Origin of the sequence: Chelatococcus sambhunathii (genome assembly GCF_001418005.1) — a bacterium.
GTDB classification, from domain to species: domain Bacteria; phylum Pseudomonadota; class Alphaproteobacteria; order Rhizobiales; family Beijerinckiaceae; genus Chelatococcus_A; species Chelatococcus_A sambhunathii.
Window position 1 is genome coordinate 563,605 of sequence record NZ_LIOL01000001.1, and the last position, 14,735, is coordinate 578,339.

General features: G+C 67.5%; 14 protein-coding genes. 5 read left to right on the forward strand and 9 right to left on the reverse strand.

The annotated features are described in order from the left end of the window. Positions 1–3: 3 nt before the first annotated feature. From ASC46_RS02640 to ASC46_RS02655, 4 genes are all read right to left on the reverse strand, one after another. A complete protein-coding gene (locus ASC46_RS02640) occupies positions 4–960 on the reverse strand; it encodes a branched-chain amino acid ABC transporter permease (RefSeq protein ID WP_186437989.1) in 957 nt (318 codons plus the stop codon). Positions 961–970: 10 nt separating this feature from the next. Next, complete coding sequence (locus ASC46_RS02645; RefSeq protein WP_019404289.1) at positions 971–1,774, reverse strand: ABC transporter ATP-binding protein; 804 nt, start codon at positions 1,772–1,774, stop codon at positions 971–973. Then, complete coding sequence (locus ASC46_RS02650) at positions 1,771–3,738, reverse strand: AMP-binding protein (RefSeq protein ID WP_082464667.1); 1,968 nt, start codon at positions 3,736–3,738, stop codon at positions 1,771–1,773. The genes ASC46_RS02645 and ASC46_RS02650 overlap by 4 nt, the downstream gene beginning before the upstream one ends. Positions 3,739–4,058: 320 nt before the next feature. Next, positions 4,059–4,733, reverse strand: coding sequence for a Crp/Fnr family transcriptional regulator (locus tag ASC46_RS02655; protein ID WP_055457713.1), 675 nt, complete (start codon positions 4,731–4,733; stop codon positions 4,059–4,061). 178 nt (positions 4,734–4,911) lie between these two features. Here ASC46_RS02655 and ASC46_RS02660 point away from each other — a divergent pair, with 178 nt between their 5' ends. After that, entirely contained in the window at positions 4,912–5,445 is a 534-nt protein-coding gene (locus ASC46_RS02660; RefSeq protein WP_055457714.1) for an isochorismatase family protein, read from the forward strand. A gap of 7 nt (positions 5,446–5,452) precedes the next feature. Here ASC46_RS02660 and ASC46_RS02665 read toward each other — a convergent pair whose 3' ends face one another. Continuing rightward, on the reverse strand, positions 5,453–6,292 hold the full coding sequence (locus ASC46_RS02665; protein WP_169790077.1) for an AraC family transcriptional regulator: 840 nt from the start codon (positions 6,290–6,292) through the stop codon (positions 5,453–5,455). 101 nt (positions 6,293–6,393) lie between these two features. Between ASC46_RS02665 and ASC46_RS02670 the strand changes: the two genes are divergently transcribed. Beyond that, the gene (locus tag ASC46_RS02670; RefSeq protein ID WP_055457716.1) at positions 6,394–6,807 is read left to right on the forward strand and encodes a DUF2000 domain-containing protein; all 414 of its coding nucleotides are present in this window, start codon (positions 6,394–6,396) and stop codon (positions 6,805–6,807) included. Positions 6,808–6,814: 7 nt separating this feature from the next. Here the strand turns inward: ASC46_RS02670 and ASC46_RS02675 are convergent, their stop codons facing one another. Further along, a complete protein-coding gene (locus ASC46_RS02675) occupies positions 6,815–10,312 on the reverse strand; it encodes an indolepyruvate ferredoxin oxidoreductase family protein (protein WP_055457717.1) in 3,498 nt (1,165 codons plus the stop codon). 300 nt (positions 10,313–10,612) lie between these two features. Between ASC46_RS02675 and ASC46_RS02680 the strand changes: the two genes are divergently transcribed. Both ASC46_RS02680 and ASC46_RS02685 read left to right on the forward strand, forming a co-directional pair. Continuing rightward, positions 10,613–11,272: a DUF1007 family protein gene (locus ASC46_RS02680; protein ID WP_055457718.1), complete on the forward strand. Its 660-nt coding sequence runs from the start codon at positions 10,613–10,615 to the stop codon at positions 11,270–11,272. After that, on the forward strand, positions 11,269–12,294 hold the full coding sequence (locus ASC46_RS02685) for a nickel/cobalt transporter (protein ID WP_055457719.1): 1,026 nt from the start codon (positions 11,269–11,271) through the stop codon (positions 12,292–12,294). The genes ASC46_RS02680 and ASC46_RS02685 overlap by 4 nt, the downstream gene beginning before the upstream one ends. 6 nt (positions 12,295–12,300) lie before the next feature. Here the strand turns inward: ASC46_RS02685 and ASC46_RS02690 are convergent, their stop codons facing one another. From ASC46_RS02690 to nthA, 3 genes are read right to left on the reverse strand one after another with little or no spacing between them, the layout of a single operon-like run. After that, positions 12,301–12,687 (reverse strand): nitrile hydratase accessory protein, encoded by a 387-nt coding sequence (locus ASC46_RS02690; RefSeq protein WP_055457720.1) that lies wholly within the window; start codon positions 12,685–12,687, stop codon positions 12,301–12,303. Beyond that, positions 12,684–13,349, reverse strand: a complete 666-nt coding sequence (gene nthB, locus ASC46_RS02695) for a nitrile hydratase subunit beta (protein WP_055457721.1) — start codon at positions 13,347–13,349, stop codon at positions 12,684–12,686. Before nthB ends, ASC46_RS02690 begins: the two co-directional genes overlap by 4 nt. Continuing rightward, on the reverse strand, positions 13,346–13,996 hold the full coding sequence (gene nthA, locus ASC46_RS02700) for a nitrile hydratase subunit alpha (RefSeq protein ID WP_055457722.1): 651 nt from the start codon (positions 13,994–13,996) through the stop codon (positions 13,346–13,348). The genes nthB and nthA overlap by 4 nt, the downstream gene beginning before the upstream one ends. Positions 13,997–14,198: 202 nt before the next feature. Between nthA and ASC46_RS02705 the strand changes: the two genes are divergently transcribed. Then, positions 14,199–14,735: a TRAP transporter small permease subunit gene (locus tag ASC46_RS02705; RefSeq protein WP_082464668.1), complete on the forward strand. Its 537-nt coding sequence runs from the start codon at positions 14,199–14,201 to the stop codon at positions 14,733–14,735.

A 14,735-nucleotide genomic window follows, 5' to 3' on the forward strand; every position in this document is an offset into this window, starting at 1 on the left:
TCCTCAGATCCGCTCGATGATCTTCTCGCCGAACAGGCCCTGCGGCCGGAACAGCAGGAAGCCGAGAGCGATGACATAGGCGAGCCAACTCTCGATGCCGCTGCCGACGAGAGGCCCCCAGTAGAATTCGCCGAGCTTTTCGCCGACACCGATAATGAGCCCGCCAACGATGGCGCCAGGCACCGAGGTGAAGCCGCCGAGGATCAGGACCGGCAGGGCTTTCAGCGCGATGATCTGCAGCGCGAAGGACACTTCCGAGCGCGCGCCCCACATGATGCCGGTGGCGAGCGCCACGATGCCGGCGGTGAACCAGACGATGATCCAGATCTGGTTGAGCGAGATGCCGACCGACAGGGCCGCCTTATGGCTGTCGGCGACCGCCCTGAGCGCGCGGCCGATGCGCGTCTTCTGGAAGAAGACAGCGAGCGAGGCCACCATGATCGAGGCGATGACCGCGGCCGTGATGTCGATCTTCTGCAGGCTGACGAAGCCGCCGAGCATCTCGAACTCGACGGAGCCGCGCGGCAGGTAGAGTTCGTCCGTGATCATCACCTTCGGATTGCCACCAAAGACGAGCTCGCCGAAGCCGATGAGGAAATAGGTGAGCCCGAAGGTCGCCATGAAGAGGATGATGTCGGGCTGGTTGACGAGGGGGCGCAGCACGATGCGCTCGACGCCGACGGCGAGCACGAACATCACGCCGATGGTCAGGACGAGCGCCAGGATCGCCGGGACGCCGGCCTCGTACAGCCCGACGAGGGTCAGCGCCGCGAACACCACCATGATGCCCTGGGCGAAGTTGAAAACGCCCGAGGCCTTGAAGATGAGCACGAAACCGAGCGCGATCAGCGCATAGAGCACGCCCGAGACGAGCCCCTCCCACAAGGTCTGCACGAACAGGTCGGGCGCCGAGCCCATCTGCACGAAGGGGTCGATGAAGATGTTGTACAGGATGTCCATCAATGCGCCCTCAGTGCGGCACGCCGAGATAGGCGTCGATGACGGCCTGGTTGCTCTTGACCTCGTCGGGCACGCCGTCCGCGATCTTGCGGCCGTATTCGAGCACGACGACGCGGTCCGACAGGTCCATGACGACGCCCATGTCGTGCTCGATGAGCGCGATGGTGGTTCCGAACTGGCTGTTGACGTCGAGGATGAAGCGGCACATGTCCTCCTTTTCCTCGAGGTTCATGCCCGCCATCGGCTCGTCGAGCAGCAGCAGCTCCGGCTCCATGGCGAGCGCCCGGCCGAGCTCGACACGCTTCTGCAGGCCGTAGGGCAGGCGCCCCACCGGCACCTTGCGGATGGCTTCGATCTCGAGGAAGTCGATGATCTCCTCCACCACCTTGCGGTGCTCGATCTCTTCGGCCATCGCCGGCCCATGCCGCAGCATCTGCCAGAAGAAGCCGCGCCTCATCTTCAACGTGCGCCCGGCCATGATGTTGTCGAGCGTCGTCATGCCCTTGAACAGCGCGACGTTCTGGAAGGTCCGCGCGATGCCCTGGCTTGCCGCGACATAGGGGCGCATCTTCGAGCGCGTCCTGCCCTTGAAGGTGATGCGCCCGTCCTGCGGGTGATAGAAGCCGTTGATGACGTTGAGCATCGACGTCTTGCCCGCACCGTTCGGCCCGATGATGGCGCGGATCTCACCCTTGCGGATATCGAAGGAGACATCCGTGATGGCCTTGACCCCGCCGAAGCGAAGGGAAACGTTCTCGACGGCGAGCAGGACGTCGCCGGCCGTGACACCGGCATCCATGTCAGGCGCCCTCATGCGGCCTTCTCCTTCACCGCGGCGGGATAGATCCGCATGTCCCGGATCTTGACGCGCGCCGAAATCGTGCCCTTGCGGCCGTCCTCGAAGGTCACTTCGGTCGTGATGTCGGCCTCGCCCGAACCGTCGTAGAGCGCCGTGATGAGCGGCGCATAGCGCTCGGCGATGAAGCCGCGCCTGACCTTCTGGGTGCGCGTGAGCTCGCCATCGTCCGCATCGAGCTCCTTGTGCAGGATGAGGAAGCGGCGGATCTGCGCGCCCGCCATCATCGGCTCGGCGGCGAGGGAGCGATTCACTTCGTCGACATTCTTTTCGATCATGTCATAGACGAGCGGATGACCGGCGAGCTCCTGGTAGGAGCCATAGACCACGTTGTTACGCTCGGCCCAGTTGCCGACGGCGGTAAGGTCGATGTTGATGAAGCAGGAAACGTAGTCGCGCTCGTGACCGAAGGCGACGGCCTCCTTGATGTTGGGGAAGAACTTCAGCTTGTTCTCGATGTATTTGGGAGGGAAAAGCGAGCCGTCATTGAGCTTGCCGACGTCCTTGGCGCGGTCGATGATCTTAAGATGGCCGGCAGGATCGAAGAAACCGGCATCACCCGTCTTGATGAAGCCGTCCTCGGTCAGCACCTCTTTGGTCTTCTCGTCATCCTTGAAATAGCCGACGAACATGCCCGGCGAGCGGAACAGCACCTCCCCGCTCTCGGAAAGACGGATCTCGACATTGGGCATCGGCGGACCGACCGTGTCCGGCTTGATGGCGCCATCGGGCTGGGCCGTAACGTAGAGGAAGGCTTCCGTCTGGCCGTAGAGCTGCTTCAGGTTGAGGCCGAGCGAGCGATAGAAGGAGAAGAGGTCCGGCCCGATCGCCTCGCCTGCCGTATAGGCGACGCGGATGCGCGAGAAGCCGAGCACATTCTTCAGCGGCTCGTAGACAAGTAGCCGCCCGAGCCCGTAGAGCAGCCGCCCGCCGAGCGGCACCCTTTCGCCGTTGAGGATCTTCTCGCCATAGCGCTTCGCGACGCCGATGAAATAGTGGAACATGCGCCGTTTCAGGCGGCCAGCGTCCTCCATGCGGATCATGACGCGCGTCAGGATCTGCTCGAAGACGCGTGGCGGCGCGAAATAGAAGGTCGGGCCGATCTCCTTGAGGTCCTGCATCGCCGTCTCGGCCGATTCCGGGCAGGCCATGCAGAAGCCGGCGACGAGCCCCTGGGCATAGTTGAGGTAATGGTCGCCGACCCAGGCGAGCGGCAGGTAGGCGAGCACCTCGTCCTTCTCGTCCAGCTTGTCGAAGGTCACCGTGTCGCGCGCCGCAGCGATGCAGCGCTCCGCCGTCAGCACCACCCCCTTGGAACGGCCGGTCGTGCCCGAGGTGTACAGGATGATGGATACGTCCGAGCCCTTGCCGGCGGCCATGATACCGTCGAGCCAGGACGCGACGCCAGGATCCTTCAGCGCCTCCTCGCCCTCCGCGATGACCTCAGCCATCGGGTGGAGGCGCGTGTGGTCGTAGTCGCGCAGGCCGCGCGGCTCGTCGTAGATCATGTGCCGCAGCAGGGGCAGGCGCTCGGAGACGGAGAGGATCTTGTCGACCTGCTCCTGGTCCTGCACCGCCGCGAACTTCACTTCGGCATGGGCGAGGACATAGGCGAGTTCGTCCGCCACAGCATCGGCATAGACGGGCACCGGCACGGCGCCCAGCATCTGGGCCGCCATGACGGTCCAGTAGAGCTTCGGCCGGTTGGCGCCGACGATGGCGATGGCCTCGCCGTGCTTGAGGCCGAGCCTCTCGAGGCCCACAGCGAGGCAGCGCACGTTCTCGTAGACCTCGGCCCACGTCCACGTTTGCCAGATGCCAAGGTCCTTGTGGCGGAAGGCTGGCCGGTCGCCGCGCACCGCCGCGTTATGCGCCAGAAGCTTGGCGAACGTATCCGCCCGCACGGAATCGACCGCTGTCACGGCGCGTTCCTCCCTTCGGCCGCATCGGCCATGGCGTTTCCCTTCAGGCCGGATTTTGCCGGCTCTCGTTGATGCTCGAATAGTGCGCGGAGGGGCGTGTCTCCGCAAGCATCCGCTTGACAGACAAGTCAGGCCCGTGTTGGCTGGGATGCCGGCTTGTGCCGACCGTTTTTCCCACCTTTTTTGCCCGTTTCCTGTTGGCCCGCCGTCATGCGGGAAACGATTGGCGCTGCCACAATCCGTGCGGAAAAGCGAATATCACCTGGATACGATCCGCAGCAGTCGTGCAGTGATTCGCATTCCGACCGCTGCGGCCGCGCTCATTCGCCGTAGCGGGCGAGCCGGCGCAGGTCGACGATGCGCACGCCGCTGTGCTCGATCTTCAGGAGGCCCTCGTCCTCGAGCGCCCGGAGGCACTTGTTGGTCATCTGGCGCGACAGGCCGGAGAGCAGCCCGAGCTCCTCCTGGCTGATGTCGAGATAGCTGCCGACGCTCGGGTAGAGCACCGGATTGAACATCCAGGCGAGGCCCCGCGCGAGCCGCGCCTGCGCGTCGAGCATGCGGTCATAGCCGAGCACGGCGATGAACTGGCCCAGGCGTTCGTTGAGCTGATGGACGAGGAAACGGTTGAACGCGACGCTGTTGTCGAACAGCCACAGGAAGGTCGCCCGGTTCATCATCGCAAGCCGCGTCGCGCGGATGGCGACGAGGTCGTACTTGCGCTGTTCGTCCTTGAGCAGGGTGCCTTCGCCGAACCATCCGCCCGCCGGCACGCCGGTGAAGGTGACGGCCTTGCCGGTGTCCGATACCGCGCTGACCTTGACGAGGCCGCTGACGACTCCGGACCAGCAGTCGAAGCGGTCCCCCTGATGGCAGATGTACTCGCCCTGCGCGAAGCTGCGCTCGACAATGCCCTTCGCCGCCCGCTCACGCTCGGAGGGGGAAAGATCGTGCGCCCAGCGCGCAATGGAGAGAAGATGCTCTGTCGTGATCAAGACACTGTCCGTGGCCGCGTCGCCGGCACACTATAGAGAGGCTTGCCGGCCAAGCGAAGCATCGCGCGCCGCCCGGCGCATCAGCCTTTCGTCCTTCTTCTTTCGACCTCTTGTCCCGCTCCGTCGGGAATGGAACCTTGGCGCTGGAACCGGGTGAATCTGGGGGGACCATCCTGCGATGATCATCGAAGCCGAACGCTCCTGCCTTCTCCTCGTCGACTTTCAGGGCCGCCTCGCACCCGCCATTTCAGGCGCGATGGAGACGGTCGCCGCGGCGCGCCGCCTTGCGCTCGCCGCCCGGCTCTTCGGCGTGCCCGTCATCGCCAGCGAGCAGAATCCGCAAGGGCTCGGCCCAACCATCGACTCCCTCCGTGAGCTGCCGGAGCTCGTCATCGCCAAGACGGCCTTCGACGCCTCGCGCCAGAGCGAACTGCAGGATGCCCTCGACGAGGATCGCGACACGGTGCTCATCGCCGGCTGGGAGGCGCATGTCTGCGTCATGCAGACGGCCTTCGGCCTCAAAATGAACGGCTTCGCCCCCGTCGTCGTGGCTGACGCCATCGGCTCGCGCCAGCCGGCGAGCAAGGCTGCCGCGCTCGACCGGCTCGCCCGCCATGGCGTCGAGATCGTCACGAGCGAGATGGTCGTTTTCGAATGGCTGCAGGATTGCGAGCACCCGCGCTTCAAGGAAGCGCTCGCCCTGATCAAGTGACTTAGGGTCAGGTGCGTCGTGGCGGGCGCGGCACACCCGCCTGCCGCGCATAGGCCGCCGGGGTCAACCCGTAGGCGCGTTTGAACAGTCGGGTCAGATGCGCCTGGTCGGTGAAGCCGGCGCCAGCCGCCGCTTCGGCGGGCGGGACGCCACGGGCGAGCGCACCCTTCGCCGCCTCCAGGCGGATGGCGCGCAGATATTCGCTCGGCGGCAGGCCGAAGCGGCGCCGGAAGGCGCGGATGAGCTGGAAGCGCCCGAGCCCTTCTCCCTCGGCCAGCGCCTCGATCGTCAGCCGCTCCGCCATCTCTTCCCGCATGCGCGCGGCGAGCCGGGCGATGGCTCCATGGCCTGCATCCTCCGCGCGGCCGCGCCGCCCGGCGTGCCGCATGAGCGCGGCGGCGAGCCCGAGGTAGCGCTCCCCCGCCGCGAAGGGATCATCCCCGGCGTCGAGCTCGCGCGCATAGGCGAAAAGCGCGGCGGCGAGCGGCGGATCCTCCGCCACCACATCCCGGAAGCCGATCTCGTGCCGGGGGCCGAGTTCGGCGAGCGCGGCCGACAATTGCTCCGGCGCGAGATAGAGCATGCGGTAGACGACGCCCGCGTCGGTTGTCGCATGGCCGTCATGCAGGTCGAAGGGGCTGAACAGGATGACGGAGCCCGGCTGCGTCCGGTGCCGGGCGCCGCGGCACCAGAAGCTCTGCGATCCCCGCTCCGTGAAGCCGACGGCATAGGTCGCATGCGCGTGCCGGCCATAGGCGTGCCGGCTGAGGCCGGCCTGCAGCGCCTCGGCCCCGCGCGTGTCATCGCGCCGTGTCCGGAACCAGTCGTCGGCAGTTGCCTGTTGCAAGACCATCCCTCCTCGCCGCACCAGCGTACAAGACGCGGGGCGCGACCGGAAACGATCCTGGACGCGACATATCGATAAAGAGGCAGGAGAGCCCGGATCAGATGAAGTTCGACACCAAGATCGCCATTGCCGTGCGCGAGGATCTCGCCGTCTGGCAGAAGCTCAACATGGTCGCCTTCCTCGCGAGCGGCGTCGCCACCGGCCGGCCCGGCACCATCGGGGAGCCCTATCGCGACGGCTCGGGCCGGCAGTACTGGTCGATGTTCGGCCAGCCCGTGGTCGTGCTGACGGCCGCGGACAGCGCGGAACTCAAGGCTGCCTACGAGCGGGCCTGGTCACGCGGCCTCGGCCTCGCCGTCTTCACCGAGCAACTGTTCGCAACCGGCCACGACGCGACGAACCGCGCCGCCGTCGCCGCCGTGCCGAGCCCGGAGCTCGATCTTGCGGGCTTTGCCGTGCACGGGCCACGCAACGACGTCGACCGCGCCCTCAAGGGGCTCGGCCTGCACCGTTGAGCCCGGCCTATTCCGCCGCCATGGCGAGCGGCGGCTCGCCGGCGCGCCAGCGCTCCAGGAGTTGCGCCTCCTCCTTCTTCGCTGCCTCCAGATGGCGCAGCTTGACGTGGCCGAAGCCCCGGATCTTCTCGGGGATCGAGGCGAGCGCGACCGCGAGCGCATGGTTGTCCTGCGTCAGACCTTGCGTGAGCTCCGCGACGAGCGTCCCGTAGTCCTCGATCAGCTGCCGCTCCATGCGCCGCTCGGCGGTATAGCCGAAGATGTCGAGCGGCGTGCCGCGCAGCACCTTGAGCTTCGCCAGCATCCGGAAGACGGGCAGCATCCGCGGGCCGAAGCTCGTCTTCTTCGGATTGCCGCTGGCATCCTTGCGGCCGAGGATCGGCGGCGCGAGGTGGAACTCGTAGCGCAGGTTCTCGCCCGAGAAGGTCGCCCTCACCTGCTTCTCGAAGCTGCCGTCGGTGTAGAGCCGCGCCACCTCGTACTCGTCCTTGTAGGCCATGAGCTTGAAGAGATAGCGCGCCACCGCCGTCGCCAGCGCCGTCGCGCCGGGCTTCACCGCCGCCTCGCGCTCACGCACGCGCTCGACGAGCGCCGCATAGCGCGCCGCATAGGCGCTGTTCTGGTAGGCGGTGAGGAAGTCGACGCGCCGCTCCACCATCTCGTCGAGGGTCTGCGAGATGTGCCGAGCCGGCGTCGCCTCGCGCGTCGGCGCCACGAGTTGCTCGATGCGCGCCGGCTCAAGCGCCGCACGCCGGCCCCACAGGAAGGCCGCCTGGTTGAGTCCAACCGCCTGGCCATTGAGCGCGATGGCCTTCTCCAGCGCCGCGGCCGAGACTGGCACCTTGCCACGCTGGTAGGCGAAGCCGAGCATGAACATGTTGGCGGCGATGGCATTGCCGAGGATGGCGTTGGCGATGCCGGTCGCGTCGACGAAGGCGACGCCCTCTCCGGCAGCGGCCGCGATGGCCCGCTTGATGCGCTCGCTCGGCAGGCGGTAATCGGCGTTGCGCGTGAACTCGCCCGGATGCACCTCGGCCGTATTGACAACGACGGAGGTGCCGTCGGGCCGGATGGCGGCGAGCACCTTCTTCATACCGGTGACGACGAGGTCGCAGCCGAGGATGAGGTCCGCCTCGCCGGCGAATACGCGGATGGCGTGGATGTCCTCGGGCTTCTCGGCCAGCCGGACGTGGCTGAAGACGGCGCCGCCCTTCTGGGCAAGGCCCGCCATGTCGATCATGCCGCAGGCCTTGCCTTCGAGATGCGCAGCCATGCCAAGGATGGCGCCGATCGTGACCACGCCCGTGCCACCGACGCCGGTGACGATGATGTTCCACGGCCGGCCGTTGAAGCCCGGCAACTCCGGCTCGGGCAGGATGCCCCAGTCATCGGCGCTCTCCTTCACCTTGGCCGGTGTCGGCTTCTTCAATTGCGCACCATGCACGGTGACGAAGGAGGGGCAGAAGCCGTTGACGCAGGAAAAGTCCTTGTTGCAGTTCGACTGATCGATGAGGCGCTTGCGGCCGAACTCGGTCTCCAGCGGCTGCACGGACACGCAGTTGGACTTGACCCCGCAGTCGCCGCAGCCCTCGCAGACGAGCTCGTTGATGATGACGCGCTTGTCCGGATCCGGGAACTCGCCCTTCTTGCGCCGACGGCGCTTCTCGGCCGCGCAGGTCTGGTCGTAGATCAGCACCGTGACGCCGGGAATGGCGGCAAGCTCGCGCTGCACCGTCTCGAGGTCGTCGCGGTGATGAAGGGTGATGCCTGCCGGCCACGCGATGGTTGCCGGATATTTGTGGGGTTCGTCCGAGACGAGGGCGATGCGCTCGACGCCTTCGGCGCGCACCTGCCGGGCGATCATGTCCACCGTGAGGCTGCCCTCGTGGTGCTGGCCGCCGGTCATGGCGACGGCGTCGTTGAACAGGATCTTGTAGGTGATGTTGGTCTTCGTCGCGATGGCCCAGCGCAGGGCGAGGATGCCTGAGTGGTTGTAGGTGCCGTCGCCGAGGTTCTGGAAGACGTGGCCGCGCGTGGAGAAGGGCGCCTCGCCTATCCAGTTGGCGCCCTCGCCGCCCATCTGGGTGAAGCCGTCGGTGCGTCGGTCCATCCATTGCACCATGTAGTGACAACCGATGCCGGCATAGGCGCGCATGCCCTCCGGCACCACCGTCGAGCTGTTGTGCGGGCAGCCGGAGCAATAGTGCGGCAGGCGGTTGGCGATTTCCGGTGCCTCCTTGAGGGCGCGCTGGAACGCCTTGATGCGGTTGACACGCGCCGCAAGCTCCTCGCTCGGGTAGTAGCGCAGCACGCGCTCCCCGACCGCGATGGCGATGTCGTTGGGGTCGAGAGCACCCTTGACCGGGAAGAGCCAGTTGCCCTCCTCATCCTTCTTGCCGACGCAGATCGGCTGGTCGGCCGTGCCGTAGAGCTCCTCGCGCAGCTGCACCTCGATGAGCGAGCGCTTCTCCTCGACCACGATCACCATGTCGAGGCCGCGAGCGAAGTCCATGAGGTCGGCGCGGCCGAGCGGCCACGGGCAGGCGATCTTGTAGAGACGGATGCCGAGGTCGTTGGCGCGGACCTCGTCGATGCCGAGGTCCTCGAGCGCCTGGCGCACGTCGAGATAGCTCTTCCCCACCGTGACGATGCCGATCTTCGGGGTGCGACCGCCCGAGGTGATGATGCGGTTGAGCCTGTTGGCGCGCACGAAGGCGAGCACGGCCTCACGCTTGAACTCGTGCAGCCGCTCCTCCTGCTGGAGGATGTTGTCGAAGGGCCGGATGTTGAGCCCGCCCGGCGGCATGACGAAGTCTTCCGGCAGCACGATGTCTAGGCGATCCAGCGAGCCGTCGACAACGGCGGTCGATTCCACCGTGTCCTTCATGCCCTTGAGGGCCACCCAGGTGCCGGCGAAGCGGCTGAGCGCGTAACCGTAAAGGCCGTAGTCGATCAGTTCCTGCACGCCGGCCGGGTTGAGGATCGGCACCATCATGTCGACGAAGTTGAACTCCGTCTGGTGCGCCACGGTAGAGGATTCGGCCGTGTGGTCGTCGCCCATGATGGCGACGACGCCGCCATGCTTCGACGTGCCGGCCATGTTGGCATGGCGGAAGACGTCGCCCGAGCGGTCGACGCCCGGGCCCTTGCCGTACCACAGCGAGAAGACGCCGTCGTATTTGCCCTCGCCGCGCATCTCGGCCTGCTGCGTGCCCCAGACGGCGGTCGCGGCGAGATCCTCGTTGAGGCCGGGCTGGAAGACGATTCCCGCCGGATCGAGATAGCGCTTGGCGCGCTCGAACTGCTGGTCGAGGCCACCGAGTGGCGAGCCACGGTAGCCGGAAACAAAACCGGCGGTATGGAGGCCCATCCGCCGGTCACGCTCCCGCTGCATCAGCATGAGGCGTACGATCGCCTGCGTGCCGGTGATGAAGACGTTGCTCTTCGTGAGGTCGTACTTGTCGTCGAGCGACACGTCCCTAAGCGGAATGGCGGGCTGGCCCATGCCGATCCTCCTCCTGGCGCCTCTCGGACGCGCTTGCCGCCGGATTGCTTCCGGTCTTGCCATCTCGATATGTCAGCAATGCTGACATAATTTCGAATCTGCGTCAACGAGATGAGAATGGTTCCAGGCGGAGGTGCTTCCCGACCCCGGCGCCTCCATTTCGCCCCACTCGCACCGACATGTGCTAGAAACGGAAGGCGATGCTCCCGCACCCGCGTGCAAGATCGCAAGCAATGGTTAACCCTGTCGGCCGAGGCTGGACGGAACGCGTTGCGCTCGCTCGGATGAAATGACGGCGACATGACCCCGATGATCAAACGCCCTGCCGCCGCGATCACAGCGGCCTTAATGACGGCGCTCGCCGCCGCACCCGCCGCCGCCCATCCGCATGTCTGGGTAACGGCGCGCAGCGAGGTGCTCTACGACGGCAAGGGGGAGATGATGGGCGTGCGCCACGTCTGGACGTTCGACGCGGCCTATTCGGCCTTCGCCGTGCAGGGCCTCGACAAAGACGGCGACGGCAAGATTTCGCCCGACGAGCTCAAGGAGCTCGCCCAGGTCAATGTCGAATCCCTCAATGAGTACGGCTACTTCACAGTCGCCAAGGCGAACGGCGCCAAGGTCGCCTTCGCCGACCCCAGGGACTACGGTCTCACCTATGACAACGGCGCCCTGACGCTCACCTTCACGCTGCCCACAGCGAAGCCCGCGCGTGCGGACAAGCTGCTGTCGCTCGAAGTCTACGACCCGACCTATTTCGTCTCCTTCGCCATGGCGGAAGGCGATGACGCCGTGCGGCTCGCCGACGGCCCGAGCGGCTGCAAGACCAATGTCACCCGCCCGAAGACGCCTGACCCCGCCAAGATGCAGGAATTGTCGGAGAGTTTCTTCGAGAACCTCAGCGCGAACTCGACCTTCGGGGCCGATTTCGCCAACCGCGTGCTCGTGGCCTGCCCGTGACGAGCGTCGGTCTGGCAGGAGCGACGGCAGGGCCGCGTCTCGTGGCGCGCCGGCTCGTCGTTGCAATCATCGCAGTGGCGGTGGTCACCGGCGTGCTCGCGCTCATCGCCCACCTCCTGCAGGGGAGCGCGACACCGGCGCCGCCGGCGCGCAACCCCTTCGGCACCGGGCTGCGCGAGGCCGCGCCGGAGCCGACGGGTTTCGGCGCCTTTATCCTCGCCGTCCAGAGCCAGTACTACCGCCAGCTCACCGCCGCCGTTCAGGCGATGAAACAGGATGGCGCCGCCTTCTGGAGCCTCGTCGCCATCGGCTTCGCCTATGGCGTCTTCCATGCCGCCGGTCCGGGCCACGGCAAGGGCGTCATCTCCGGCTATATCGTGGCCAGCGGCCGCTCGCTGAAGCGCGGCGTCGGCCTCAGCTTCGCCGCCGCCCTCGTGCAGGCGCTGGTCGCCATCGCGCTCATCGCCGTGCTCGCCCTTGCGCTCAACGCGACCGCGCGCTCCATCAACGAGACCGCGCGCCTCGTGGAACTCGCCAGCTTCGCCGCGGTCGCGCTGATGGGGGCCGCCGTACTGTGGTGCAAGGCCGGCCGCTTCGTCGCCATCGGCCTGCCGCAGGCCGGTGCCGCATCCTGCGACGACGACTGCGGCCACGTGCACATCCCCCCGCCGGAGGCGCTCGACCGGATGCGCGACTGGCGCGAGATGGCGGGCATCGCCCTCGCCGCCGGCATCCGCCCCTGTTCGGGGGCGCTCATCGTCCTCGTCTTCGCCCTGTCGCAAGGCCTCTTCGCCGCCGGCGTCGCCGCGACGCTCGCCATGGCGCTCGGCACGGCCCTGACGACGGGGGCACTCGCGGCCCTCGCCGTCTTCGCCAAGGCACTCGCGCTGCGGCTCGCAGGCGGGCGCGGCCTCACGGGCGCGCGCATCGTCGGGGGGCTCGAGGTCCTTGCCGGAGCCTTCGTCCTCGTGCTCGGCCTTGCCCTCCTCGCAGGCCTGTGGGCCGGCGCCGCGCCAAGCTGAACGGCCTCACGCCGGGGCCAGCGGATCGTTTTCGAGCAGGATGGGCCGTCCGTGCGGCGTCGCCCGTGCGGCCCTGTCCCAGGCGGCGCAGCGCTCGGCAAGCGCCTCGGGCGCGGCGACGCCCTTCTCGGCGACGAGCCTCTCCAGCGCCGCGAGCCAATGGTGGTAATAGCTGTCGCCGAGGTCGGGATCACCCGCCGCCTGCGCGCGGCGGATCTCCTGCGACAACGCCTCGGCCCATTCGCTCCAGGTGAAGAGCCCGGCCTCGTTGAGCGCCACCGCCATGGCGAAGGCCTCAGCCTCCCAAGGCTCGCGGAATACGGGCCCGTCCGCGTCCCGCGCCACTGGCGTGATGCTGCAGACGGCATCGAGCAGTGTATCCGCCGCGCTCATGCCGCCGCTCCTTCGAGATAGCTCTCCCAGGCGTCGATCGAGACGGTGAGCGTCGCATCGCCGTCCGCGCCCCACAGTTCGGCCCCCGAGAAGGCAACGGTGTAGAGCCATTGCGGGCACTCACCCTTCCCGTGCGCGTGGGTGTCGGGAAAGACGAAGACGCCGTTGACGCGCGCGATGATTCCGACCTTGCCGCGGGCATAGCGCGGCAGGCGCGTGTGGCCGGTAGGGTGCATCACCTTCGTGCGCACCCGCTCGCCCACCGCGAAGCGGGCGGGCGCCTCAGCCGGCCGGTCGTACTGCGTGCCCCGCGCGAGCACGGTGGGCACGTCCGCGGCCTTCAGCACGCGCTGGCCGGGATCGCCCGGCGCCAGCGCCCGGCCGGCCGCCAGCTCTTCCGCCGTCACCAGCCCGCGGGCGAGCAGCAGCTTCTCCAGCCCCTTGATCCAGATCTCGTAATAGCTCGACGACAGATAATCGGCCGGGGGGAGCGTCTCGCGCGCATGGCGGCTCGCATCGATGTTCCATTCGCCCATCGCGCCGGCGGCGAGGGTGACGGCGAGCGCCCGCTTCTCCCAGGGAGCGTGGAAGCGCACGTCCTCCGGCTCCGGCTCCACCGGGCCGAAGCCCATCATACCGCCGAGGTCCTGCGCGCCGTTCATGCCCGCCCCTCTTCGGGTGTGCGGGCCAGGCCCGTTCCGATCATCGAATCGCGTGTCACGAGCCGCGCCAGCGCCTCCTCGTCCCAGCCCTCGGTGCCGGCCGGGCGCATGGGGATGACGAGATAGCGCGTCTCGGCCGTCGAATCCCACACGCGGATACGCGTCGCCGCGGGCAGGGTGATGCCGAAATCGGCCAGCACGCCGCGCGGGTCGATGACCGCGCGCGAGCGGTAGGGCGCCGACTTGTACCAGACCGGCGGCAGGCCCAGCACCGGCCACGGATAGCAGGAGCACAGCGTGCAGACGACGAGGTTGTGCTCCTCCGCCGTGTTCTCGACGGCGACCATGTGCTCGCCCTGGCGGCCGGTGAAGCCGAGCGAATGGATCGCCGCCGTCGCATCCGTGCGCAGCAAGGCACGGTACTCCTCGTCCACCCAGGCCTTGGCGACCACCCGCGCGCCGTTGCGCGGGCCGATCTTCGTCTCATAGGTATCAATCAGCACGTCGAGCGCGGCGGGATCGACATAGCCCTTCTCGACCAAAATCGATTCCAGCGCCCTGACGCGCAGCGCCATGGGCGAGAGCTCGCTGCCCTCGTGATCGTGGTCGCGATCATCGTGGTGATGGCCGTGGGAATGCTCGTGCATGGCGCCTCGCACCGAAGGGCAGGATCGGCGGCGATCATAGCGCCCGCTCGCCGGGGGAGCGAGCCCGTTCCGGTCCTGCCTCCCCTTCCCACGCGCCGCCTTTCCCCCGTGTTGGTGATTGACCCGCGACCGCTTCCCCCCTAGTCCCTCGCCTGCACGTCCCTCGCCTTCAAGTCCCGCCCCCTGCCGCACGAGAGTTCCCGTGCCGAACGCCCAGCCCGAACGCCCACTGCCCGCACGCCTCGCCGTCGCGCTCGAGATGCCGGTCCTCGCCATCGGCAACATCGTGTCCTGGTGCGCCATCCTGATGGTGGTCGTCGAATTCGCCGTCGTGCTCATGCGCTACGTCTTCGGCATCGGCTTCATCGCCCTGCAGGAGAGCGTCATCTACCTGCATGCCGCCACCTTCATGCTGGCCTCGGGCGCCGTGCTGGCGCGGGACGGGCACGTGCGCGTGGATGTGGTCTACAGCCGGCTCGGCCCCCGTTCGCGCGCGCTCGTCGACCTCTTCGGGGCGCTTCTTTTCGTCGTGCCGCTGGCGCTGCTGACCTTCGACGTCGCCCTGCCCTATGTCGCGCGCTCCTGGGCGATCCTCGAAGGCTCGCGCGAGACGAGCGGCCTGCCCTTCGTCTACCTGCTCAAGACCCTGATCCCCGCCTTTGCCGTGCTTCTTGCCGTCGAGGGCATCGCCATGGCGCTCAAGGCGCTCGCCGCGCTCGCAGCCGGCAGGGAGCGTTGA

Coding starts and splice junctions, on each gene's coding strand:
- ASC46_RS02640 (WP_186437989.1), bottom strand. CDS start 960: ATGGACATCCTGTACAACATCTTCATCGACCCCTTCGTGCAGATGGGC.
- ASC46_RS02645 (WP_019404289.1), bottom strand. CDS start 1,774: ATGAGGGCGCCTGACATGGATGCCGGTGTCACGGCCGGCGACGTCCTG.
- ASC46_RS02660 (WP_055457714.1), top strand. CDS start 4,912: ATGATCATCGAAGCCGAACGCTCCTGCCTTCTCCTCGTCGACTTTCAG.
- ASC46_RS02670 (WP_055457716.1), top strand. CDS start 6,394: ATGAAGTTCGACACCAAGATCGCCATTGCCGTGCGCGAGGATCTCGCC.
- ASC46_RS02675 (WP_055457717.1), bottom strand. CDS start 10,312: ATGGGCCAGCCCGCCATTCCGCTTAGGGACGTGTCGCTCGACGACAAG.
- ASC46_RS02680 (WP_055457718.1), top strand. CDS start 10,613: ATGACCCCGATGATCAAACGCCCTGCCGCCGCGATCACAGCGGCCTTA.
- ASC46_RS02690 (WP_055457720.1), bottom strand. CDS start 12,687: ATGAGCGCGGCGGATACACTGCTCGATGCCGTCTGCAGCATCACGCCA.
- nthB (WP_055457721.1), bottom strand. CDS start 13,349: ATGAACGGCGCGCAGGACCTCGGCGGTATGATGGGCTTCGGCCCGGTG.
- nthA (WP_055457722.1), bottom strand. CDS start 13,996: ATGCACGAGCATTCCCACGGCCATCACCACGATGATCGCGACCACGAT.